This is a genomic window from Bradyrhizobium sp. 35, assembly GCF_023073215.1.
GTDB lineage: Bacteria > Pseudomonadota > Alphaproteobacteria > Rhizobiales > Xanthobacteraceae > Bradyrhizobium > Bradyrhizobium canariense_D.
On sequence record NZ_JADPJC010000017.1, the window covers coordinates 139,153 to 160,973 of the forward strand.

Annotated in this window: 28 protein-coding genes, 1 tRNA gene and 1 pseudogene; 19 read left to right on the plus strand and 11 right to left on the minus strand. The window is 63.8% G+C overall.

All coding sequences use genetic code 11. The features are described 5' to 3' along the window. Nucleotides 1–7 precede the first annotated feature (7 nt). Nucleotides 8–383, plus strand: a pseudogene (locus IVB36_RS03040) (GrlR family regulatory protein). Nucleotides 384–593: 210 nt separating this feature from the next. Beyond that, entirely contained in the window at nucleotides 594–791 is a 198-nt protein-coding gene (locus tag IVB36_RS03045; protein WP_247296834.1) for a hypothetical protein, read from the plus strand. Here IVB36_RS03045 and IVB36_RS40085 read toward each other — a convergent pair. Both IVB36_RS40085 and IVB36_RS03050 read right to left on the minus strand, forming a co-directional pair. Continuing rightward, on the minus strand, nucleotides 788–913 hold the full coding sequence (locus IVB36_RS40085) for a hypothetical protein (RefSeq protein ID WP_256464728.1): 126 nt from the start codon (nucleotides 911–913) through the stop codon (nucleotides 788–790). The two genes, IVB36_RS03045 and IVB36_RS40085, sit on opposite strands and share 4 nt — an antisense overlap. A 78-nt stretch (nucleotides 914–991) precedes the next feature. Further along, nucleotides 992–1,222 carry a hypothetical protein gene (locus IVB36_RS03050; protein WP_007610151.1) on the minus strand — a complete coding sequence of 77 codons (231 nt, stop codon included), beginning with the start codon at nucleotides 1,220–1,222 and terminating at the stop codon, nucleotides 992–994. A 278-nt stretch (nucleotides 1,223–1,500) separates the two neighbouring features. Between IVB36_RS03050 and IVB36_RS03055 the strand changes: the two genes are divergently transcribed. Continuing rightward, nucleotides 1,501–1,794 carry a hypothetical protein gene (locus IVB36_RS03055; RefSeq protein WP_026233439.1) on the plus strand — a complete coding sequence of 98 codons (294 nt, stop codon included), beginning with the start codon at nucleotides 1,501–1,503 and terminating at the stop codon, nucleotides 1,792–1,794. A 67-nt stretch (nucleotides 1,795–1,861) separates the two neighbouring features. On the opposite strand, the gene IVB36_RS03060 is transcribed toward IVB36_RS03055, so the two are convergent. Then, a complete protein-coding gene (locus IVB36_RS03060) occupies nucleotides 1,862–2,026 on the minus strand; it encodes a hypothetical protein (RefSeq protein ID WP_018457755.1) in 165 nt (54 codons plus the stop codon). 271 nt (nucleotides 2,027–2,297) lie between these two features. On the opposite strand from IVB36_RS03060, the gene IVB36_RS03065 reads away from it, so the two are divergent. The 4 genes from IVB36_RS03065 to IVB36_RS03080 all read left to right on the plus strand — a co-directional run bounded on the left by IVB36_RS03065 (nucleotide 2,298) and on the right by IVB36_RS03080 (nucleotide 4,675). After that, nucleotides 2,298–3,059, plus strand: coding sequence for an NAD-dependent protein deacetylase (locus IVB36_RS03065; protein ID WP_247296832.1), 762 nt, complete (start codon nucleotides 2,298–2,300; stop codon nucleotides 3,057–3,059). 198 nt (nucleotides 3,060–3,257) lie between these two features. Beyond that, the gene (locus tag IVB36_RS03070; RefSeq protein ID WP_018457757.1) at nucleotides 3,258–3,890 is read left to right on the plus strand and encodes a cold-shock protein; all 633 of its coding nucleotides are present in this window, start codon (nucleotides 3,258–3,260) and stop codon (nucleotides 3,888–3,890) included. A 111-nt stretch (nucleotides 3,891–4,001) separates the two neighbouring features. Continuing rightward, complete coding sequence (locus IVB36_RS03075; protein ID WP_018457758.1) at nucleotides 4,002–4,487, plus strand: DUF192 domain-containing protein; 486 nt, start codon at nucleotides 4,002–4,004, stop codon at nucleotides 4,485–4,487. Between the two features lie 111 nt (nucleotides 4,488–4,598). Next, nucleotides 4,599–4,675 (plus strand) — tRNA-Pro (locus tag IVB36_RS03080). Nucleotides 4,676–5,010: 335 nt separating this feature from the next. Here IVB36_RS03080 and IVB36_RS40090 read toward each other — a convergent pair. Then, nucleotides 5,011–5,142, minus strand: a complete 132-nt coding sequence (locus IVB36_RS40090; RefSeq protein ID WP_256374433.1) for a hypothetical protein — start codon at nucleotides 5,140–5,142, stop codon at nucleotides 5,011–5,013. A 335-nt stretch (nucleotides 5,143–5,477) separates the two neighbouring features. Between IVB36_RS40090 and IVB36_RS03085 the strand changes: the two genes are divergently transcribed. Continuing rightward, nucleotides 5,478–5,672, plus strand: a complete 195-nt coding sequence (locus tag IVB36_RS03085; protein ID WP_018457760.1) for a hypothetical protein — start codon at nucleotides 5,478–5,480, stop codon at nucleotides 5,670–5,672. Between the two features lie 40 nt (nucleotides 5,673–5,712). On the opposite strand, the gene IVB36_RS03090 is transcribed toward IVB36_RS03085, so the two are convergent. Beyond that, nucleotides 5,713–6,882 carry an OpgC domain-containing protein gene (locus IVB36_RS03090; protein WP_018457761.1) on the minus strand — a complete coding sequence of 390 codons (1,170 nt, stop codon included), beginning with the start codon at nucleotides 6,880–6,882 and terminating at the stop codon, nucleotides 5,713–5,715. A 260-nt stretch (nucleotides 6,883–7,142) separates the two neighbouring features. Here IVB36_RS03090 and IVB36_RS03095 point away from each other — a divergent pair, with 260 nt between their 5' ends. The 3 genes from IVB36_RS03095 to IVB36_RS03105 all read left to right on the plus strand — a co-directional run bounded on the left by IVB36_RS03095 (nucleotide 7,143) and on the right by IVB36_RS03105 (nucleotide 8,700). Next, the gene (locus IVB36_RS03095) at nucleotides 7,143–7,448 is read left to right on the plus strand and encodes an ETC complex I subunit (protein WP_007591346.1); all 306 of its coding nucleotides are present in this window, start codon (nucleotides 7,143–7,145) and stop codon (nucleotides 7,446–7,448) included. 193 nt (nucleotides 7,449–7,641) lie between these two features. Continuing rightward, the gene (locus tag IVB36_RS03100) at nucleotides 7,642–8,127 is read left to right on the plus strand and encodes an Lrp/AsnC family transcriptional regulator (protein ID WP_007591345.1); all 486 of its coding nucleotides are present in this window, start codon (nucleotides 7,642–7,644) and stop codon (nucleotides 8,125–8,127) included. A gap of 273 nt (nucleotides 8,128–8,400) precedes the next feature. After that, entirely contained in the window at nucleotides 8,401–8,700 is a 300-nt protein-coding gene (locus tag IVB36_RS03105; protein WP_018457763.1) for a DUF3551 domain-containing protein, read from the plus strand. 72 nt (nucleotides 8,701–8,772) lie between these two features. Here the strand turns inward: IVB36_RS03105 and IVB36_RS03110 are convergent, their stop codons facing one another. Then, the gene (locus IVB36_RS03110; protein ID WP_018457764.1) at nucleotides 8,773–9,801 is read right to left on the minus strand and encodes an AraC family transcriptional regulator; all 1,029 of its coding nucleotides are present in this window, start codon (nucleotides 9,799–9,801) and stop codon (nucleotides 8,773–8,775) included. A gap of 113 nt (nucleotides 9,802–9,914) precedes the next feature. Between IVB36_RS03110 and IVB36_RS03115 the strand changes: the two genes are divergently transcribed. From IVB36_RS03115 to IVB36_RS03130, 4 genes are read left to right on the plus strand one after another with little or no spacing between them, the layout of a single operon-like run. After that, nucleotides 9,915–11,087 (plus strand): isovaleryl-CoA dehydrogenase, encoded by a 1,173-nt coding sequence (locus IVB36_RS03115; protein ID WP_018457765.1) that lies wholly within the window; start codon nucleotides 9,915–9,917, stop codon nucleotides 11,085–11,087. Between the two features lie 24 nt (nucleotides 11,088–11,111). Then, nucleotides 11,112–12,716: a carboxyl transferase domain-containing protein gene (locus IVB36_RS03120; RefSeq protein ID WP_247390582.1), complete on the plus strand. Its 1,605-nt coding sequence runs from the start codon at nucleotides 11,112–11,114 to the stop codon at nucleotides 12,714–12,716. Nucleotides 12,717–12,720: 4 nt separating this feature from the next. Next, nucleotides 12,721–14,736, plus strand: coding sequence for an acetyl/propionyl/methylcrotonyl-CoA carboxylase subunit alpha (locus IVB36_RS03125; protein ID WP_162496461.1), 2,016 nt, complete (start codon nucleotides 12,721–12,723; stop codon nucleotides 14,734–14,736). A 1-nt stretch (nucleotide 14,737) separates the two neighbouring features. Then, nucleotides 14,738–15,649 carry a hydroxymethylglutaryl-CoA lyase gene (locus IVB36_RS03130; protein ID WP_018457768.1) on the plus strand — a complete coding sequence of 304 codons (912 nt, stop codon included), beginning with the start codon at nucleotides 14,738–14,740 and terminating at the stop codon, nucleotides 15,647–15,649. A gap of 45 nt (nucleotides 15,650–15,694) precedes the next feature. Here IVB36_RS03130 and IVB36_RS03135 read toward each other — a convergent pair whose 3' ends face one another. From IVB36_RS03135 to dctP, 3 genes are read right to left on the minus strand one after another with little or no spacing between them, the layout of a single operon-like run. Beyond that, nucleotides 15,695–17,053, minus strand: a complete 1,359-nt coding sequence (locus IVB36_RS03135) for a TRAP transporter large permease (protein WP_007591317.1) — start codon at nucleotides 17,051–17,053, stop codon at nucleotides 15,695–15,697. Continuing rightward, complete coding sequence (locus tag IVB36_RS03140) at nucleotides 17,050–17,604, minus strand: TRAP transporter small permease (protein ID WP_247296812.1); 555 nt, start codon at nucleotides 17,602–17,604, stop codon at nucleotides 17,050–17,052. The genes IVB36_RS03135 and IVB36_RS03140 overlap by 4 nt, the downstream gene beginning before the upstream one ends. Beyond that, nucleotides 17,601–18,623 (minus strand): TRAP transporter substrate-binding protein DctP, encoded by a 1,023-nt coding sequence (gene dctP, locus IVB36_RS03145; protein ID WP_085349845.1) that lies wholly within the window; start codon nucleotides 18,621–18,623, stop codon nucleotides 17,601–17,603. Before dctP ends, IVB36_RS03140 begins: the two co-directional genes overlap by 4 nt. A 319-nt stretch (nucleotides 18,624–18,942) precedes the next feature. On the opposite strand from dctP, the gene IVB36_RS03150 reads away from it, so the two are divergent. Further along, nucleotides 18,943–19,185, plus strand: a complete 243-nt coding sequence (locus IVB36_RS03150) for a pentapeptide MXKDX repeat protein (RefSeq protein WP_007591301.1) — start codon at nucleotides 18,943–18,945, stop codon at nucleotides 19,183–19,185. 139 nt (nucleotides 19,186–19,324) lie between these two features. On the opposite strand, the gene IVB36_RS03155 is transcribed toward IVB36_RS03150, so the two are convergent. Then, nucleotides 19,325–19,672, minus strand: a complete 348-nt coding sequence (locus tag IVB36_RS03155) for a DUF6481 family protein (protein WP_018457771.1) — start codon at nucleotides 19,670–19,672, stop codon at nucleotides 19,325–19,327. Nucleotides 19,673–19,940: 268 nt separating this feature from the next. On the opposite strand from IVB36_RS03155, the gene IVB36_RS03160 reads away from it, so the two are divergent. The 3 genes from IVB36_RS03160 (at nucleotide 19,941) to IVB36_RS03170 (ending at nucleotide 21,493) form a co-directional block, all read left to right on the plus strand. Continuing rightward, on the plus strand, nucleotides 19,941–20,177 hold the full coding sequence (locus IVB36_RS03160; protein WP_247390586.1) for a hypothetical protein: 237 nt from the start codon (nucleotides 19,941–19,943) through the stop codon (nucleotides 20,175–20,177). 76 nt (nucleotides 20,178–20,253) lie between these two features. Further along, on the plus strand, nucleotides 20,254–20,502 hold the full coding sequence (locus tag IVB36_RS03165) for a hypothetical protein (RefSeq protein ID WP_085385255.1): 249 nt from the start codon (nucleotides 20,254–20,256) through the stop codon (nucleotides 20,500–20,502). Between the two features lie 184 nt (nucleotides 20,503–20,686). Then, on the plus strand, nucleotides 20,687–21,493 hold the full coding sequence (locus IVB36_RS03170) for a hypothetical protein (protein ID WP_085385254.1): 807 nt from the start codon (nucleotides 20,687–20,689) through the stop codon (nucleotides 21,491–21,493). A 109-nt stretch (nucleotides 21,494–21,602) separates the two neighbouring features. Here the strand turns inward: IVB36_RS03170 and IVB36_RS03175 are convergent, their stop codons facing one another. Next, on the minus strand, nucleotides 21,603–21,764 hold the full coding sequence (locus IVB36_RS03175; RefSeq protein ID WP_085349841.1) for a hypothetical protein: 162 nt from the start codon (nucleotides 21,762–21,764) through the stop codon (nucleotides 21,603–21,605). Nucleotides 21,765–21,821 lie beyond the last annotated feature (57 nt).

Sequence of the window (21,821 nt, forward strand, 5' to 3'; positions counted from 1 at the left end):
ACGCAACATGAAGAACGGACTTTATTCCATCCACCTCCACATGCTCGACGGCCTGAAGGGCCGCGACAGCGGCGTGCTGATCCTGCGTGACGGCGTTCTGCTCGGCGGCGGGCCGTATTTCTGGTCGCGCGGCGTCTACACGGAACGGCAATTCGAACAACGGCCCTTCGAAACACGGGACCTGGAAGGGCGAGCTTGTCACCAACCAGCACACGCCGTTTGCGGATGGCTTCGCCCGGCCGCTGTTCGGCGGAGTGGAGGCAACGAGCGGCTTCTCCGGGACGTTCAGCGACGACACGGCCGAGGTGTTCGGCACCGTGCTGGTCGCAGGCCATCGCAGCCTCGGTTTTCGTGCGAGCCTGAAGCGGCTCGCCGAGTTCTGAAGACGCGTGTTCTGAAGACGCTTGTTCTGAAGAGGCTTGGCGAACTCCTAACGGAAGCTTGCCGCGAAGCCGATAACCCTATTCGGTTAGGTTAAAAGCGCAATCGCGTTGCACTTGCCGCCACTTGCGATAGGTGTCTGGCGAAGACGCGATCCGACTTTGGCCAACAAGCGACTTTGGCCAACAAGCAATTTTGCCAAGAACGAATTCATGACACCTTTTTCAGAACCGTCCTTTTATCAGGGCGACCGCCACACCTACCGGCGCATCGCCATCGTCGGCACGCTCTTTTGTCTGGCTTTCGTGGTGATCAGCGTCTCGCTGCGGCCACAGCTCGAGGACACGCGTGTCGCGGTCAAAGCCGACAGGCTGATGCGTACGGCGGGCCAGCTACCGCACACGAATTAACGGTCGTCGGTGGAGGTCTGATGGTCGGCGCAATTGCTTGGGCACGCGGTGCCGTGTGAGGCGAGCGCCACGAAGCCGGCATAGCCGGACAGGTTGAGCAGGATTTCGAGCCAAACGGGCATGTCGGCCTCCTTTCTCCTTGAAGGCTACGCCAACGTGCGCGCGAAGCGCATGTTCCCGGACAAAGGCGGACCGGCGCCTCAAAGTGGGGTGGTGGGGTCGAGCCGCCGGCCGAGGGCGCCTACGGACTCGCTCGACGGCTGTTCCTTAAGGAACTCGGCAATCGCCCGCGCCAGTTCGCCGTCGCTCATCGGGGTCGGCGGCGGGCGCAGCGTACCGACACCGAAACTGCGGACGATCTCGTCGTAATGCTGATCTCCGGATCTGGGAACGAGCCTGCGGATACGGGCCAGCAATTTGGATATCGGCACTTTATCCTCCTCGGCTCCCCGCTGGCAGCAATTGTGGCGCATTGCCAATGCTGTGCGTGCAACTGAAAACCCCGCCAGCATCGGTGATGCTGACGGGGTCTTCGTGCTGTTGCCTCAACCGGACGGCGGAGGCTTCCGCACTTGAGCAAACAATTCGCGGAACGCGTGCCCGTTCCATGCGTGGCCGGATTTATTCCGAACTCGGTTCCACAGGCTTGCGCGCAACCATAGCAACGCGCCGGCGTTGTCTGTGCGAGATACGAAGGAGGAGATTCATGATGAGGAAGACACTGGCAGTTCTGGCTACCGTCGCGGCCGTTGGCGTGACCGCGGTCGCGGCGCCTTCGCCTGCCGAGGCGCGCGGCCGCGGCATCGGTCCGGGCCTCGCGTTCGGTCTTGCCGCCGGCGCCATCACCGCGGGCGCCGTCGCCGCGTCGCATCCTTACGGCTATGGCTACGGCCCGCGGTATGGCTACTACGGCGGCCCCGCTTATGCCTACGGCCCTGGTCCCTACGCTTATTACGGTGATGGACCATACTACCGCCGCCACCATTATTACCGTCACTGGTAACGGCTGAACAAACGAAAAGCCCGGAGCAATGCTCCGGGCTTTTTTCATGCTCGGTGATCCGGTGTCGTTACGGCCAGAGCGAGGGCCGTTCCGCCTTGCGCGCGTTGTCGAGCGTCGACACGAAATACTCTTCACGTTCGCGCTTGAATTTTTCCTGGGTGGCACGGAAGGCGGCGACACGGGCGGCGATCTCTTCGCGTTCGCGGATTTTGCGTTGTTCGTCCTCGGTCATGTTAAATCCCCTCTGCACGTGAGTATGTGTCCTACTGAACCCAAGCACTGCCGCCGCAATCACGTTGAGTCGCGTCAACACATGCATTGGCGCTTCTGATTGGGGCGTCAATGGGGAGGAGGCATTGCAGGATTGTGATAAGCGAGGGTCGGAAAAAATTGCCGACCATGTCTTGCGTGGCGGTGGAGAACAGCGTCAATAATCTTGTCGCTTGCGCATGTTGCAGCTAGCGCAAAAACAAATCAGTAAAACAGCAAAACGGGAGGCGGCGTTGATTGCATCGGATCTTCGCAGCGGCGTCGAGCGTCTTGGCGACATGATCGCCGAAGCCAAACGGATCGTGCCGTTCACCGGCGCCGGCATCTCGACCGAATGCGGCATCCCCGACTTTCGCTCGCCGGGCGGAATTTGGACGCGCAACCGCCCGATCCCGTTCGACGAGTTCGTCGCCAGCCAGGAGGCGCGCGACGAATCCTGGCGCCGGCGCTTCGCGATGGAGGAGGTCTTTGCGGCGGCTAAGCCCGGCCGCGGCCATCGCGCGCTCGCCTCACTCTACCGCGCCGGCAAGGTTCCCGCGATCATCACCCAGAACATCGACAATCTGCATCAGGCCTCCGGCGTCGCAAGCGATCACGTGATCGAACTTCACGGCAACACCACGTATGCGCGCTGCATTGGATGCGGGCAGGCCTATCCGCTTGATTGGGTGAAGCGCCGCTTCGACGAGGAGGGCGCCGCGCCCAACTGTACCGTGTGCGACGAGCCGGTGAAGACCGCCACGATCTCCTTCGGCCAGACAATGCCCGAGGACGAGATGCAGCGCGCGACGGCGCTGTCGCAAGCCTGCGATCTCTTCATCGCGATCGGTTCCTCGCTGGTGGTATGGCCGGCCGCGGGCTTTCCGATGATGGCGAAGGAATCGGGTGCACGCCTAGTGATCGTCAATCGCGAGCCGACGGAGCAGGACGACATCGCCGACCTCGTGATCCGCCACGACATCGGCGAAACGCTGGGGCCCTTTGTCGGTAATTGAGGCAGCAATTTGATTCGCGGCTGTGCAAGCTGTTCATAGGTTCCGCCGAATCTCTTTTTTGTCTATGCGTCGCAACCGGGAGTGTTATCTTTTGAGTCGAAAGATTCGCGTCGCGTCGAGTTGAGAAGATTCTCTAAAGACGCGTGATTCGGCGCCGCCATTCAGGCGGGTTGCATGGCATGTGTGGGGTCCGGGGTTATGGGGTCGTCGGACGGATTTGAGTCCAAGAAGGTCGGAGTTCCCGCGGTGGGCGAACACGGCGGTGGCGGTCGCGACAGTGCACTCAGTCCGTTCACCGGACTTGGTGAGAGCAGCGCCAACCTCGTCGAGGTTCACGGCGTCATCAAATGGTTCGACGCCTCAAAAGGCTACGGCTTCATCGTTCCCGACAATGGCTGGCCCGACGTGCTCCTGCACGTCACCGTGCTTAGGCGCGACGGCTTCCAGACCGCCTACGAGGGCGCCCGCATCGTCGTCGAGTGCATCCAGCGCGCCAAGGGCTACCAGGCGTTCCGCGTGGTCTCGATGGACGAGTCGACTGCGATCCATCCGGCGCAGATGCTGCCGCCGCGCACCCATGTCACGGTGACGGCGACCAGCGGGCTGGAGCGGGCTCAGGTCAAATGGTTCAACCGGCTGCGCGGTTTCGGTTTCCTGACCTGCGGCGAGGGCACCCCCGACATCTTCGTGCACATGGAGACGCTGCGCCGCTTCGGCATGACCGAGTTGCGGCCCGGCCAGTATGTCCTGGTCCGGTTCGGGCCCGGCTCCAAGGGCATGATGGCGGCCGAGATCCATCCCGAGACGGGATCGCCGGTTTCGTCCCACTAATTCCATTCCCGCGATCGTGAGCAGAGGCGCGCTGGCTGGCCGGCGCGCCTCTGGCTTTTCCGGTGACCGCCACGTAAGGACTGGTCCAGTCCCACGCCTCGAGAGCCATCCATGAATTTCGATCGAAAGGCCGTCTTCGCCCTTGCGAAGGGCTGGCTTGCCGCCATCCTTGTCATCGCCGGCTGTGCCGTCGCGAGCGCACCCGTGCGCGCCGCCAGCTTCCAGCCCCTCGAGATCGTCACCAGGAACGGCGTGCAGGTGTTCTCGGTCGAGGTCGCGACGACGGAGGAAGAGAAGCAGACTGGCCTGATGTACCGTAAGGAACTGGCGGACGGCAAAGGCATGCTGTTCGACTTTAATCCCGAGCAGGAGGTGTCGATGTGGATGAAGAACACCTACGTCTCGCTCGACATGATCTTCATTCGCGCCGACGGCCGAATTCTGCGCATCGCCGAAAATACCGAGCCGATGTCGACAAAGATCATCTCATCCAGGGGGCCCGCGCGGGCTGTTCTGGAGGTGGTGGCAGGCACGGCGCAGAAATATGGCATCCGCGCCGGCGACCGCGTGGGCCACCCGCTGTTCGGCAGCAAGTAGGCGGGAGGGCTTATTGCCCCGTCCTGGCGGTCTTTTGGGAAGCTTGCTCGCGCCTTTGGAAGGCTTGCTGGCGCTTTGGGAACCGTGTATCGACGGGGCTCGCCGGACATTCGGGGTATAGCGCAGCCTGGTAGCGCGGCAGTTTTGGGTACTGCAGGTCGTTGGTTCGAATCCAGCTGCCCCGACCAGTCCGAGGTGGGCCAGACCCGCGCCTCAGAACAATAGCCAATCGGCGAGGCGCCAGGCGAGCGCAGCTCCAGCCGTGCATGGCGCGCGTTCGATGCCGATGCCCGCAGCCGCCAAAGCCTTCCTAACCCTCGGCGCTCATTCCCTGCGCAACGCGACTTTCCGCGCGACTTTTCAAGGCATTGGGGCGGGTCGGGCGGCGCGGAATGCGTAAAACTTTGTCGAACCTTTAGGCGTCGTCCTAGACATATTGGTGTTGGGGATTTCAGCGCCCAATGCCTAACGGACGCCGCCAAGCGATGATATTCCGCTTGCGCGCGTTACGCTTTTCCAACCATCAGTTCGTCGCGTACCAGCCGAACGGAAACGGCAGGAATGGCCAGGCCAGCTGATTGTCGTTGGCGACCTTCCGCGGCTCCTGCTCCGGCGTCTTCGCGGGCAGAGCAGGCGGCGTCGAATGCAGCGCCAAGCGCAGACATGCACATTGCAAATTCATCGTGGTGGCCCCCGCCCATCAATCGTTTTCAAAAATTCGCGTCAGCCTGGAAATCAACGCGCGTCCTCAAAACGACGCACTCATTCTCAAATCGCACACAGTCTAGGAAAATCGGCGGCCGCTTTCAACCGGTCTCGCCACGCGCTCACAGGAGATAAGGTTGATCGGTTAGGTTAAGAGCGAGCGGTTGTTGCGGGCGCCTTCGCGACTGTTATCAGATCGGTTCGGCTTGCGACGGTCTGCCTGAAATTCGTGCTCACACGACATCACAGTTCGTCGCAGCGCTCGTATCCTGTGAGTTCTGTATCATGTCTCTCGATCGCAACGTCCGAACCGTCGGTCCGCAGGCGAGCTGGACCGAGATCTGGCACCTCTGGACCGTGTTCGTGCCGCGCCGCTCGATCAACGGGCAGCTCGTTTACGGCAAGGTCTGGCGCCGCCACGACGGCCGTGACTGGATCTACAAGAAGTTTACCGAGTACGACAGCGAAGCGGCGGCCTGAAGCGGCGGCGCTGTCGTCCGGCGGGATCGGAGCTGCCCGTTCAAGCGGCCTTTGCGGCCGCAGTCTTGGGCGGCGGCGGCTTCAGCGGCTTGTCCTGCTTCTTCGACCAGGAGATGTAATAGGCCACCGTCGTCATGATCGCGATCCCGGCGACGCTGACGAAGATCTGCGCGAACAGCGAGCCCGAGCTCATCGACAGCTCGAAATGACCGACGAAGGACAGGAACACGCCGACGCAGAACACGGCGAGCGACTGCTGGCCGCACACGATGATGGGGTCGAACCCTTTCCATTCCAGGCCCGGCCAGTCCTTGGGAACGAAGCGGATCACCAGGATCACGATCACGACGAAGTGGATAAAGCGGTAGGGCGCGAGGTTGGTCTTGTCGTTCGGGTTGAACGCCGAGAACAGCCATTCCGGGAACATGCCGCCGAGGGTCGGGAAGCGGCCGGCCATGGTCATGACCAGCGCAAACAGCATGTAACCAAGACAGAGCCACAGCGTGACCGGTGCGTTGATCAGCGTCATCGAGCGCCGCGCGCCGCCCATGGCGCACCAGGCGCCGAACACGAACAGCACCTGCCAGCAATACGGGTTGAAGTACCACTGTCCGGCCGGATAGGCGTTCAGGTTCAGGCCGAAATGGCGCGCGGTCAGCCACAGCACGATGGACAATGCCATCGTCAGGTCCGGCTTGCGCAGCATGAACCAGAGCACGGGCGGAAACAGCCCCATCAGCACGATGTAGAGCGGCAGCACGTCGAGATTGAGCGGCTTGAAGCGCAGGAACAGGCCCTGGCGCAGCGTCTCGGTGGCGTTGTCCACCAGGCCGGCGACGTTGAACTCGTTGATCATCTCGGAATCGCCGAAGCGCAGCGCCAGATAGCTGATCGAGGCGATGTAGATCACGAACAGGATGATGTGGGCGACGTAGAGCTGCCAGACCCGCTTGGTCAGCCTCGTAGCACCGACCAGGAAGCCGCGCTCGAGCATCATCCGCGCATAGACGAAGGAGGCGGTGTAGCCGGAGATGAAGACGAACAAATCCGCGGCGTCGGAAAAGCCGTAGTTGCGGGTGGTGATCCAGTTCACCACGTTGTCGGGGATATGGTCGAGGAAGATCGCCCAGTTCGCAATGCCGCGAAACAGGTCGAGCCTGAGGTCACGGCCCTTCTCGGGGAGCGTGGCGTTGATGTTCAGGAAGGACATGCGACGGGAGCTTTCGGAGGGGACGGACAGGTAGATGTCAACGAAGCAGGGCCACCGGGCGAGACCCCGGCGCGGAAGGCGGGTACGCAATTGTCACGATGCAGCATAATGATTATACCCATTGGCGAGCCATCCCGGGGGGCCGGAATCACCGATCAGTTCCCTAAAGGTGTCTCTATACTATGCCCGCGGTTTCCACCAACTGCTACCGTGACGCATCGAAATCGAACGAAAAGACGAACAAGAGGCCCGGACCGTCCATGACCGCACGCATTTTCAAGCCCGCCAAGAACGCGATGCAATCCGGCCGGTCGAAGACCAAGGAATGGCAGCTCGACTACGAGCCCGAGCAGCCGCGCGCGGTCGAGCCGCTGATGGGCTGGACCTCGTCCGGCGACATGAAGCAGCAGATCACGCTGCACTTCCACAGCAAGGAAGAGGCGGTCGCCTATTGCGAGCGCAAGGGCATCGCCTACCAGGTGATCGAGCCAAAGGAATCGGTGCGCCGTCCGGTCGCCTATGCGGACAATTTCTCGTTCCGCCGCGGCGAGCCGTGGACGCATTGAGGGCGGGCAACGAAACTCTCGTCATGCCCGGGCTTGTCCCGGGCATCCACGTTTTAGCGTCCACGTAAAAAGCCCGCGGTTGGCCGGGACAAGCTCGGCCAACCACGCCGGTTCTTCCCATCGTCCTGCCCTTGGCAGCCATTCCGCCCCGTGCTTCGCTGTCTCGCATGATGCGACCATGACGAGGTGGGCTATGGCGGGGCGTGACCAGCTCGACGGCGTCGATCTGAAAATACTCTCCGAGTTGCAGCAGGACGGGCGGGTTCGCAATAACGAGCTGGCGCTGCGCGTCGGGGTGTCCGGGCCCAACTGCGTGAGGCGGCTGAAATCGCTGTTCAGCCGCGGCGTGATCCGGGCGGTGCGCGCCGTTATCGACGAGCGGCTGCTCGGCTACGAGGTGGTGTCGTTCGTCTCGATCCAGCTCGGCAGCCAAGCCCAGCCGGTGCTGGCGGCATTCGAGAGCTCGATCGCCGCGATCCCGCGCATCCAGCAGTGCTGGCGGATTTCGGGAGACACCGACTATCTTCTCAAATGCGTGGCGCCGAGCGTCGAGAGCATGCGCCAGCAGCTCCTGCATTTCGCCGCGATGCCGAACGTGAAGAACGTCCGCAGCTTTCCGGTGCTGGGCGTGGCGAAGGACGTGCCGCTGCCATTGCAGGAGATCGCGGCGGCAGGATAGTTCGGCGGCGACGGGTCCCAAAACGTAGCTCGCGTAACGACGTCCAAACATCCGAAGGCGCGGGAGTGACTCCCTTACCGGGATACAGGTTCGGATAAGGCGGATATAAACATAAGTAACTCACCTAACTGTGACATGTGATTTGCGAAGTTCTGCAATGCGCCGAAGCGTGATTGCCGGTTCCTGGTGCTGGCCTACATGCGAGGTGTGAACCTCAGCCTGCGTCGCATGCCGAGGCCTCTTTTGTGGGACCCTGAAGCAGGAAAAGACAACATGACCTCGATCTCGAAGACGTTCGTCGCATCCGCTGCGACGCTGTTTGCATCTGCGTTTCTCATGATGACCGCGCCGGCTGCCCAGGCAGAAGACTACTGCATCACCAATGGTGCCCAGGCCGCGCATGGCTGCGGCTATCCGACGATGGAGGCCTGCCGGGCCGCGGCCGGCGGCATCGGCGGCTCGTGCTCACAGAGCGGCGGCGCGAAGACGTCGGCCGACGCGCTGGCCTTCCAGCCGAAGCAGACGCACTCGCGCACCAAGCTGCGCCCGGGCGGGCAGACCAACTCGAACTGAGCGAGACCGTTTGGAAATGTTGCGGCCTCCAAGTTGGATCTCGGAGGCCGGAACAGCATGACAACCCGCGCTTCAGCGATACCTGCCGCGAAACTCGCGCGGGGAGGCGCCGGCCCAGGTGCGGAAGGCGCGAGAAAAGCTCTTCTCGTTGCGGAAGCCGGCGATCTCCGCGATCCGCTTGATCGGGCTGCGCCCGCGCATCAACTCCTGCTTGGCGAGCTCGAATTTTGCCTCTTCCTTGAGATCCCGCAGTGAGGTCGCTTCATCGCGCAGGCGCCGATGCATGGTTCGGGTGGAGAGTGCCAGCTCGCTTGCGACATCCTCGGCGCCGAGACTGCGTCCGCGCGCATTGCGGAGTACGCGGCGAACGCGCTCGACCAGCAGCCGGTCGCGCCGATAGGGCAGTACGGTCAGCCGCAGCGCGCCCTTGAGCATGTTGTCGAGGTCCGCCGCGCTCCGGGTGAGCGGCAGCGACAGGTAATGCTTGTCGAAGGTGATGGAAGCGCGGTCCGCACCGAAGCGGATGTTTCGGCAAAAGATGGTCGGATAGACCGAGACGTGGCCGGGCTCGGGGTACGGAAATTCCGCGGCGCGGAGCGCGATTTGCGAATCCACCGCCCAGCAGGAGAAGCCGAGAACATAGCGGAGCAGGGTGACCAGGCAGAATTCGCGTAGAGGTCCGAGGTCGGCCAGTTCGCGGATGGACACGACCGCGGTCTCCTCGCCGACGGCGAGATCGAGCAGCACGTCCTCGGTGAGCAGACGATGGTGCCGGCACCAGCGCTTGAGCGCGACCTCCAGCGTCGGGGCGGTGATCGAGGCGCGGCACAGCATGCCGTAGGTGCCAAAGGGCAGCCGCCGCGAGAACCAGCCGAGCGCCTCGTCATCGAGTTCGCGCATGGCATGGCCCGCCAGCGCCTCGAACTGGCCGGCCGTGACCCGCCCATCCGGAGAATTGACAAGGTCCGGCGTTACCTGACCCCGGCTCAGCGCCTCGGTCGGATCGCGGCCGTAGCGTTCGTAAGCGGCAACGACGCCGCGGACGAAGGCGGCAGGGGTCACGGCACGGCGCGGGATCGCGGTTGCGACTTGAAAAGGCATCGGAAAATCCTCTGGGAAAATCCTCGCCAAGTTTGGCGGAAAATGCAACCTTTTCGACCGCAGAAGGGCCCCGATGCCGCTAGGTTCGGTCCCCAAAATAGGGAGGAATCGCCTTGAATATCCCGAGCATCGATTTCGATCTGGGCGAAGACATCAGCATGCTGCGCGACACGCTGCGCGCCTTCGTGGAGGCGGAGATCGCCCCGCGTGCCGCCGATATCGAGAAGGCCAATCTATTCCCGGCGGACCTCTGGAAGCGCCTTGGCGACCTCGGCCTGCTCGGCATGACCGCGCCGGAGCAATATGGCGGCTCCAACATGGGCTATCTCGCCCATATCGTCGCGATGGAGGAGATTTCGCGCGGCTCGGCCGCGGTCGGCCTCTCCTATGGCGCCCACTCAAATCTCTGCGTCAACCAGATCCGCCGCAACGGCAATGATGCGCAGCGCGAGCGCTATCTGCCAAAGTTGATCTCCGGCGAGTATGTCGGCGCGCTCGCGATGTCCGAGCCCGGCGCCGGCTCAGACGTCGTCTCGATGAAACTGCGCGCCGACAAACGCGGCGACCGCTACGTGCTCAACGGCTCGAAGATGTGGATCACCAATGGCGGCGATGCCGACGTGCTGGTGGTCTATGCCAAGACCGATCCGGAAGCGGGCCCGCGCGGCATGACCGCCTTCCTGGTCGAGAAGGGGACGAAGGGCTTCAGCCACGGCCAGCATCTCGACAAGCTCGGCATGCGCGGCTCCAACACGTATCCGCTGTTCTTCGACGAATGCGAGGTGCCGGAGGAGAACGTGCTTGGCAAGGTCGGCGAGGGCGTCAAGGTGCTGATGTCCGGCCTCGACTATGAGCGTACGGTCCTCTCGGGTGGACCACTCGGGATCATGGCGGCCTGCATGGACGCGGTGGTGCCCTATATGCACGAGCGCAAGCAGTTCGGGCAGCCGATCGGCGACTTCCAGCTCATGCAGGGCAAGCTCGCCGACATGTACGCGACCTGGCAGGCCACGCGCGCCTATGTCTATGCGGTGGGGCGTGCCTGCGACCGCGCCGATCACGCGCGCAGCTTGCGCAAGGACGCCGCCGCTGCGATCCTCTATTCCGCCGAGAAAGCGACGTGGATGGCGGGTGAGGCGATCCAGGCGCTTGGCGGGGTCGGCTACACCTCCGAATTTCCGGTCGGACGCCTGTGGCGCGATGCAAAGCTCTACGAGATCGGCGCCGGCACCTCGGAGGTCCGGCGCATGCTGATCGGTCGCGAATTGATGGCTGAGACGGCTTAAAACCTTCACGCAATTGGAACCAACATGCCGCTCCATTCCAGCATCGATACGTCTTCTTCGGACTTTGCGCGCAATTCCGAGGCCATGCGCACCCTCGTCGCGGATCTGCGCGAAAAGCTGAGCCAGGTTGCGGGCGGCGGCGGCGAGGTCTCGCGCAACCGCCACACCTCGCGTGGCAAGATGCTGGCGCGCGAGCGCGTCGACCTGCTGGTCGATCCCGGCACCGCGTTCATGGAGCTGTCGCCGCTCGCGGCCTATGGCCTTTACGGCGGCGACGTGCATTCGGCGAGCGTCGTCACCGGGGTCGGGCGCATCGCGGGCCGCGAATGCGTGATCGTCGCCAACGACGCCACCATCAAAGGCGGCACCTATTATCCCATGACCGTGAAGAAGCATCTGCGCGCGCAGGACGTGGCGCGGCAGAACAATCTTCCCTGCGTCTATATGGTCGATTCCGGCGGCGCCTTCCTGCCGCTGCAGGACGAGATATTTCCCGACGAGCGGCATTTCGGCCGCATCTTCTACAACCAGGCGCAGATGTCCTCGCAAGGAATCCCGCAGATTGCCATCGTGATGGGTTCCTGCACAGCCGGCGGCGCCTATGTCCCCGCGATGTCGGACGAGAGCATCATCGTGCGCAACCAGGGCACGATCTTCCTCGGCGGGCCGCCGCTGGTGAAGGCCGCGACAGGCGAAGTGGTGACCGCGGAGGAGCTTGGTGGCGCCGACGTGCATTCGCGGCAATCGGGTGTGACCGATCATTATGCCCAGAACGACGCACACGCGATCGGCATCGCCCGCCGCATCGTCGGCACGCTGAAGCCGTCGGTACGACCAAACCTCAACATGCATCCGCCGCGTGATCCCTTGTTCGTGGCGGAGGAGATCTACGGCGTGGTGCCCGTCGACGGGCGCAAGCCGTTCGACGTGCGCGACATCATTGCGCGCGTCGTCGATGGTTCCGAGTTCGACGAGTTCAAGAAGCTCTACGGCACGACGCTGGTGTGCGGCTTCGCCCACATCTGGGGTTTTCCGGTCGGCATCATTGCCAACAACGGCATCCTGTTCAGCGAGAGCTCGCTGAAGGGGGCGCATTTCATCGAGCTGTGCTGCCAGCGCGGCATTCCGCTGGTGTTCCTGCAGAACATCACCGGCTTCATGGTCGGCAAGAAATACGAAGCCGGCGGCATTGCGCGTGACGGCGCCAAGCTGGTGACGGCGGTCGCGACCGCGTCGGTGCCGAAATTCACCGTGGTGATCGGCGGGTCCTACGGCGCCGGCAATTACGGCATGTGCGGCCGCGCCTACTCCCCGCGCTTCCTGTGGATGTGGCCTAACGCGCGCATCTCGGTGATGGGCGGCGAGCAGGCCTCGATGGTGCTGAGCCAGGTCCGCCGCGACAATATCGAGGCCAAGGGCGACAGCTGGTCGAAAGAAGACGAAGATAAATTCCGCGAACCGATCCGCGCGCAATATGAGAGCCAGGGGCACCCGTATTACGCGACCGCGCGGCTGTGGGACGACGGCGTGATCGACCCGGCCGACACAAGGCTGGTGCTCGGTCTCGGCCTCTCGGCGGCGTCGAATGCGCCGATCGAACCGACGAAATTCGGCCTGTTCAGGATGTGATGCGATGGACCGCTCAAAGCTCTACCGCCGTTTTCGCACCCTCCTGATCGCCAACCGCGGCGAGATCGCCTGCCGCGTGATCCGCACCGCGCGCGCCATGGGCCTGCGCACGGTCGCGGTCTATTCCGAGGCGGACCGCGACGCGATGCATGTCGCGCTCGCCGACGAGGCCGTGCTGCTCGGGCCCGCACGTGCCCGCGACAGCTATCTTAATGTCGAGCGGCTGATCGAGGCCGCGCGCAAGACCGGCGCGGAGGCGATCCATCCCGGCTATGGCTTCCTGTCGGAGAATGCCGAATTCGCCCAGGCGTGTTTCGACGCCGGACTGGTCTTCGTCGGCCCGACAGCGCCAATGATGACTGCCATGGGCTCGAAGTCCGGCTCCAAGGCGCTTATGGAGAAGGCCGGCGTCCCGCTGGTGCCAGGCTATCACGGCGAGGCGCAGGACGATGCGACGTTGGCGAAGGCGGCCGAGAAGGTCGGTTTCCCGATTCTGGTGAAGGCGTCCGCTGGCGGCGGCGGCCGTGGTATGCGCATCGTTCGCTCCGCGGATGAACTTGCGCCTGCGATCGTCAGCGCGAAGCGCGAGGCCAAGGCCGCGTTCGGCGACGACCGCATGCTGATCGAAAAATATGTCGATAACCCGAGGCATATCGAGGTGCAGGTGATCGGCGACAGCCACGGCAATCTGCTCTCGCTGTTCGAACGCGAATGCACCCTGCAGCGCCGCCACCAGAAGGTGATCGAGGAGGCGCCGTCGCCGACGCTCAATCCCGCCCAGCGCGAGACGGTCTGTGCCGCCGCGCGAAAGGCCGCGGGCGCCGTCAACTATGTCGGCGCCGGCACCATCGAGTTCGTGTCCGACGGCAAGGACGTGTTCTTCATCGAGATGAACACTCGTCTCCAGGTCGAGCATCCCGTGACCGAGCTGATCACGGGGATCGACTTGGTCGAGTGGCAGTTGCGCGTCGCTTTCGGCGAGGCGTTGCCGCTGAAGCAAGACGAGATCAAGCTTCACGGCCACGCCGTGGAGGCGCGGGTCTACGCGGAGAACCCGACCAAGAACTTCATGCCGTCGGTGGGCAAGATATCAACCTGGCGTCTGCCCGCTGAAACGGGGGGGCTGCGCATCGACTCCGGCTATCGGGAAGGCGATACGGTTTCGCCGTACTACGATGCGATGCTGGCAAAAATGATCGCCTGGGCGCCGACGCGGGATGTCGCGATCGAGCGGCTGAACCGCGGGCTGGAAGAGTCCGACGTCCGCGGCATCGTGACCAACATCCCGTTCCTGTCGGCGCTGATGACGCATCCGAAGGTGAGGGCGAACGCGATCGACACCGGCTTCATCGAGCGCGAACTGACGGTTCTGACGCAGGCCCCGGCGGCGCCGGGCGAGCTCGAGCTCTGCGCCGCGGTGGCCGCTGTGATCAACCACGAGCGGCAGGCTGCACAGGCGGACGCGAATTCGCCCTGGCAGACCTTTGGCTGGATGCCGGTCGGCCGCCGCCAGCGCAATTTTGCGTTTCGCGCGGGTCATGGTGTTGGTCATGGGTCCGAGCAGAAGATCACGCTGAACTATGGCAGCGGACCAGCGACGCTGGTGATCGGCGAACGCGAGCTGGCATTTGCGATCGCGCCCCGGGACGGCGGCTTCGACGTGACGCTTGACGGCGTCAAATCGTTCGTCGCGGCCGTGATCGACGGCCATGAGCTGTATTTGCGCACGCGCAACGGGCGATTCGACCTGCATTGGGTCGATCCGTTCGGCGGCGAGATGGAGGAGCAGGCCGGCGCGGACAAGATCGCAGCGCCCTTGCCGGGCACCGTCGTCGCCGTGCTGGCGGAGGAGGGCGCCAAGCTCGAGAAGGGCGCGCCGATCCTCACCCTGGAAGTGATGAAGATGGAGCAGACGCTGCGTGCGCCCTATGCCGGCGTGCTGAAATCCATCAAATGCAAGGTCGGCGACATCGTCCAGGAGGGCGTCGAGCTCGCCGTGGTCGAGCCTTCCGGAGAATGAGATGAGCGATAAGGTCCGCATCATCGAAATGGGGCCGCGTGACGGCCTCCAGAACGAGAAAACGGCGGTCAGTGTCGAGGCCCGGATCGCCTTCATCGAGGCGCTGGTCGCGGCCGGCCTCAATACAGTCGAGGTCGGCGCCTTCGTCTCGCCCAAGGCGATCCCGCAGATGGCGAGCTCGGACGCCGTGCTGCGCGGCGTTAGCCATTTGACCAGTGCCGAATTCCACGTGCTAGTGCCGAACGAGAAGGGCTATGACGCCGCGTGCGCGGCCGGCGCAAAGATCGTCTCGGTGTTCGCCGCGGCCTCCGAGGGCTTTTCGCGGGCCAACATCAATTGCACGGTCGCGGAGTCCATCGAACGGTTTAAGCCGGTGCTGGCGCGCGCCAGGGACGATGGTGTCAAGGTCCGCGGCTATATCTCCTGCGTGCTGGGCTGTCCGTTCGACGGTGAGATCCAGCCGAAAGCGGTCGCCGATCTCGCCACCACGCTGTGGGAGCTCGGCTGCTACGAGATCTCGCTCGGCGACACGATCGGTGTCGGTACGCCTGCCAAAGCCAAAGAGATGCTGCGGGCGGTCAGCGCCAACATCCCTCCCGCCAATCTCGCGATGCATTTTCACGACACCTACGGCCAGGCGCTCGCCAATCTCTATGCGGGGCTGGAGGAAGGCGTCCGCGTCATCGACGCCGCCGCCGGCGGCCTCGGCGGCTGCCCCTACGCGCCGGGCGCGACCGGCAACGTCGCGACCGAGGACGTCGTCTATATGCTCGGTGGCATGGGGATTAGGACGGGTGTCGATATGGACCGGTTGCTGGCGGCAACCAACGAGATGAGCGGCGTGCTGGGCAAGCCGCCGGTGAGCCGCGTGGCCTCCGCACTGAACGCGAAGAGGAAGCGCGCCAGCTCCTAGTTCTCCGTTATTGCGAGCGCAGCGAAGCAATGATGGTGGACGCAGCTACCTGCTCCCGTCCGGCCCCATCACCAGGTCCGGCAGTGCGGTCGAGATGCCCGGCACGAAGCAGAGCAGCAGCACCGCGAGCATCATCAAAAGCACGAACGGCAGCGTGCCCCAGATCACCTCGCGCAGGGGAATATCCGGCGCGACGTTGCGGATGACGAAGATGTTGAGGCCGACGGGTGGATGGATCAGTCCCATCTCCATCACGATGGTCATGACGACGCCGAACCAGATGATGTCGAAATTGGCGGCGCGGAGCGGCGGCAGGATGATTGGCGCGGTCATGAGAATAATCGAGACCGGCGGCAGGAAGAAACCGAGCACGACGACCATGACGAGGATCGCGAACAAGAGGCCCCAGCGGGGCAAATGCATCGCGACGACGGATTCGGCGGCCGATTGCGAGATGTGCAGATAGCTCATCACGTAGGAATAGAGCAGCGACATGCCGATGATCATCATCAGCATGGTCGATTCCCGGATCGTCGATTTCAGGATCGGGGCAAGGTCGCTCGGCCGCCACACGCTGTAGATCGCCGCGATCAATGCCAGCGCCAAGAGGCCGCCGAGGCCGGCAGTCTCTGATGGCGTGGCGTAACCGCCATAGAGGGCGATCATGACGCCGGTGAGCAGCAGCACGAACGGGATCACGCGCGGCAGTACGCTGAAGCGTTCCGCGAGCGTGTACTCGTCGCGGGCGAGGATCGCAGCTTCCGGGCCGCCGTTCTTGTAGATCGCTTCGGCCGCGGCGTATTCCTGGCGGAAGCGAATCACGGCGTAAACGCCGAACAGCGAGACCAGCAGCAGGCCGGGCCCGATACCGGCGAGGAACAGCCGTCCTAGCGATTTTTCGGCGGCGACCGCAAACAGGATCATGGTGATCGACGGCGGCAACAGAATGCCGAGCGTGCCGCCGGCGGCGATGATCCCCGCGGCAAAGCCGCCGGAATAGCCGCGCTTGCGCATCTCGGGGATGCCGGCCGAGCCGATTGCCGAGCAGGTCGCGGGCGAGGAGCCCGCCATCGCCGCAAACAGCGCGCAGGCGAACACATTGGCGACGCCGAGCCCGCCGGGGACGCGGTGCAGCCAAGCGTGCAGGGCCGAGTAGAGATCCTGGCCGGCGCGCGACTTGCCGATCGCGGCGCCCTTCAGGATGAAGAGCGGGATCGACAGCAGCGTGATCGAGGCCATTTCCTCGTAGACATTCTGCGTCACCGTGTCGAGAGAGGCGGCGGGCATGTAGATGCCCATGAACACGACTGCGACCGCGCCGAGCGCGAACGCGATCGGCATGCCCGAAAACATCACGACAAGCGTCGCGATCCCGTAGGCCAGGCCGATACCGAAAACGCTCATGAACGCCTGGCTCCAGCGAAAGGCAGCGCAAGCTGCACGAGGATCTGGACGCAGAGCAGACTCATGCCGAACGCCATTAGCGAATAGGGGATGGCCAGCGGCGGCGACCACATCGAGTTCGAGACCTGGCCATCGACATAGGCTTCATGCGCCAGTGTCCAGGACTTCCAGGCGAAGAAAGCGCAGAACAGAAGCGTCACGGCATCGACCAGCCAGAGCCTGATCCGGTTCGCCAGTGGTGAGAGCAGGCCGACGAAGGCCTCGATGCCGATGTGACCGCGGTTCTGCTGCACGTAGGCGGCCGTCATGAAGGTCGCGCCGACCAGCAGGAACACCGCGGCCTCGTCCTGCCAGTAATTGGCAGCCTTGAACAAGGCGCGGCTGAGCACGCTGTAGCTCAGGATGGCGCAGGCGGCGATCAGCGCAATCGCGGCGAACACGACGATGATGTTGTTGAGGATGGCGAGACCGCGATCGATCGCTGCCGCAAGGCCGGTCCTTGCGGCAGCGTTTACCTGGCCGTCACGATCCGGAAGCGGACCGTGGCTCATGCGGCGACGTCGGTCGCGAGCTTGAGCAGGTTGGCAGATGTCGCGGTCTTGGCGCCGTAGTCCTTCCATGCGGTGTCGCGGGCGATGTCACGCCACTTGCCGACGGTCGCGGCATCGAGCGCCGAGACCTTGGCGCCGGCCTTCTCGTAGACCTTGGCGACCTCGACATCGTCGTCCTGCGCGCCCTTGCGGCCGAAGGCTTCGAGCTCGGTGCCGACCGCGAGCAGGACGTCCTGCTGGTTCTTCGGCAGCTTGTCGAAGATCGCCTTCGACATCATCAGCGGCTCGAGCATGAACCAATAGGACGCGCCTGCGCCCGAGGTCAGCGATTTCGCGACCTCCTCAAGCCGGAACGAGATCAGGCTGGTCGAGGAGGTGATGCCGGCATCACACGCCCCCGTCTGCATCGCTGCGTAGATTTCGTTCGAGGGCACCGACAGCACGGATGCGCCGGCAGTCTGCAGCACCATGTCCATCTCGCGCGAGCCGCCGCGCACCTTGAGACCCTTGGCATCTTCGGGGGCCACGATCGGCTTGGAGCGGCTGGCGACGCCGCCGGCCTGCCACACCCAGCTGAGCAGGATGATGCCCTTGTCGGCGAGGAAGTCGGTCAAGGCCTTGCCGACCGGCTCCTTCTTCCAGCGCATGCCCTGGTCGTAGGTGGTGACGAGGCCCGGCATCAGGCCGATATTGGTTTCCGGCAATTCGCCGCCGGCATAGGGCATCGGATAGAGGCTGATGTCGAGCGCGCCCTTGCGCATCGCGGAGAACTGCGCGTTGGTCTTGATCAGCGAGGAGTTCGGATAGATCTCGGCGGCGATGTCGCCGTTGCTGCGCTTGCTGACTTCGGCGGCGAACACGCGACAGAGCCGGTCGCGGAAATCGCCCTTGTCGACGGTGCCGCCCGGGAATTGATGCGAGATCTTCAGCGTGGTCGCGGCATGCGCGGTGCCGGTGCTGAAACGGAGAATGGCGGGTGCGGCGACGGCGGTCGCGATCAGGTGGCGGCGCGTGAACATGGCGTGATTCCCTTGGACGGTTCTTGGAAGGTTCTTGTTTGCTTTGCCGTGATTTTCGGCCGGTCTTGGAGACCGCGCTGAGGCCCATCCTAGCCGGTCTTTCAGACAATGTTCTCTAGTCTGATAGTTCGAGACCGAATGCCGCGGCAAGCGTCGGTGATGCTGCATTGCACACTCCCGATCTCCTACATCCGCAGAACCAAGGATGGGCTCGCGGAAATTTATCGGCGGCCGCGTAACAACGCCCCGTGGCAATCCGTCGAGATCAGATAGCGGCGTCCGTCGCTGACCAACATCCATCTCGAAGGGAAGACCAGTCATGACCATTCGTACCCGCATCGCGCTCGGCGTTTCGGCGGCCGTTCTCTCGCTCGGCCTCGCGCTGTCGCCTGCCGCCTTTGCCCAGGACAAGATGGGCAAGGATGACGGCATGATGAAAAAGGACACGATGTCCAAGGACGGCATGAAGAAGGACACCATGTCCAAGGACGACGGCATGAAGAAGGACACGATGTCGAAGGACGGGATGAAGAAAGACGACGGGATGATGAAGAAGCACTGATCTTCCAACGTCGAGGAGGCGCTTGCGACAGGCAGACGCGCGCCAAAAATCCGGGGGCGGTCACGTAGACCGCCCCCAGAGCATTTGTTTCAGTCCAAATTCAATTGAACGTGACTTGCGCGCGTTAGACTTGCAAACGTTACTTGCGCTTCGCCTTGCGGGCGGCGTAGCGGGCGTCCCGCTTGGCTTTTTGCTCGGCCTCGGCTTCGGCCGCCTTCGCGACGGCTTCTTCGGCCTCGCGGGCGATCCGCGCGGCCTCGAGCGCGGCAGCTTCTTCTTGAAGGCGCTTCTGCTCGGCCTTTTCCGTGTCGCGCGCAGCCTTTGCTTCGGCGCGCTTGGCCGCAAGGGCCTCGCGCTCCGCACGCTTCGCCACAACCGCGGGATCATCCGGCCCCGGCTGCGACTTGAATTTGTTCAAAAGGTTCTTGCGTGCTTCCTGTGCCGCCTTTTGCCGGTCGGAGAAGCCTGGTTCCCTAAATCCACTCATCGGCGAACCTTGTCATCCTCGCTTTCGATCCTACATCACTGCCTGTTGGTACGTCGGCTGGGCATAGCGGGCGCCGCGCGACGCAGATGCGTGTACATCGGCGCGCGCCGTGATGCCACCTATAATCGCAGCCGATCAGGTAGACGAAAATCGCCGCCCCCGACGATCTCTCGTAGCCCCGAAAAACTGCCGAATTGTGATGTCCCTCATAAGGGGGCACCAGGGCGGTGCCTAGCGTCCGCCCGGGTATGAGACGCGGAGCACGGGTATGACGATCTCACGACTGAGCCTGAAGGCGCTCGCAATCGCCGTTGTGGTGGCAGCCTTGGCCACTGCCGCGCTGCTGCTCGCCCGTCCGCAACCAATCGAAAGTGCCGTCCTGGGCACGGATTGGGAATGCACCCAGAACGCGTTTGTGCTTACGACCTGCGCTCCGCGCGTCCAGCAGGCGATCCCGGCGGCCGAAACCTCCCGCAAGGAAGCGATCCGGCCGACCCGAGGCTAACCGGGAGAAGCCGGACGGGATGTGACGCCACGCCGCAGAGGTGATAAAGCCCGCTCGCCCCCGTGATCGGTCAGCCATGTCCAAGCCCGAAGCCAGTTCCGAAGCCAACTCCGAAGCTAAGCCCGAACCGGGCGCGAAGCCGAAATCCACTCCAAAACCTCAATCCGGTGACAACCGCCGCGGCGCCATCGCTGGCTTGATCATCGCGATCCTGATCCTCGGCGTCGGCTGGTGGCTCGCCCGCGATCTCACCTCCGCGAGCAAGATGCAGGACTGCCTGATGTCCGGGCGAAGCAACTGCAATGTGATCGAGCCGGCCCACTAGAGGCATGCCAGAGCGACCCGCGCGGACGAAAAAATGTCGTGATCTTAATCATTTGTAACGGGACTTAGCCGACCAAAGCAGGTCAGTCATGTCAGCCGGCATCAGCTCAGCGCGAGCCGAATCGTCTATCGCGCCAGGCATCACGGCGGTTGACGGCAATCGAAAGAGTAGGGGGCAAGCACGCATGAGTGTGTCCAGTCGCATCAAGATCATCATTCCCTTGGTTTCGGCGATGTCATTGCTCGCCGTCCCGGCGCAGGCTCAGGACGCCAGACCGCCGAGAGACGCCGCCCAGCCATCGGCCGGGCCAGGCGCCGGCGCGCCGCCGCAGAACATGCGAAAGGGGCCGCCGCCGCAGCAGGCTGCCCGGCCGGCGCCACAGGCCGGCGTCCAGCCCTACGCCGGCGGTCTTGGTCATGCTGGTCCGGGTCCAAATCCTGCTCTCGCGAGTCCAGGTCCTGGCCCTCGCAATGCCGGCGGTCCGCCGCCCGGACGCAATTACGCCAGGGGTCCCGCACCGGCGCGCGACTGGGGCGGACACACCTATCGCGGCCATCTCGCCTGGGATGGCGGACGCTGGCGCCACGAAGTCCACAACGGCCGCTCTGGCTGGTGGTGGGATGTGGGCGGCGCGCGGTATTATTATCCGCAGCGGATGGACGGGCCTCCGGCCTATATCTCGGAGGATTATTACGACGACGTCCCCGTGGCCTATGCTCCGCCCGTCGCCTACGAACCGCCGCCGCCGCCGCCACCGGCCGATCCCGGCGCGAGCGCGCTTGGCGGCGCTATCGTCGGCGGCGTGCTGGGCGGCCTGATCTCGGGCAACGCCTCGGGTGCGGCCGCAGGCGCTGTGATCGGCGGTGCCACCGGCGCGATCGCCGGCGCGACGGCTGCTTCGCGCCCCGGCTACTATCTGGCCCAAGGCAACTGCTACTACCGCTATCCGAGCGGCCAGTACGTGCAGGCTGATCCACGGGCTTGTTACTGAGCACGCCAGGCGAGGGCTGAAGCGAAGAGGCGGCGAAAAGCCGCCTCTTTTCGTTTTGGCGCTGGCCCTCAGCTGGCCGGGAATTGATTCAAGGGGATCGCCCCGCGCGTCAGGACACTAGCCAGCTGAAGAACGCGATCGCGGCCCAGACCAGGCCTGCGATCCAGGCCAGCATCACGATGCCGATGGTCGCAAGATAAGCGATGCCGAGCGGGTCGGATCTTTCGCCTCGCGTCGGGACGGGAATTTCGGCTGCGGCTTCTTGCGTCATGACGGGAATATCTCCCGCCTTCTCGCTCTCTGGGAGCGCTGAGGACTGTTTAGCGGA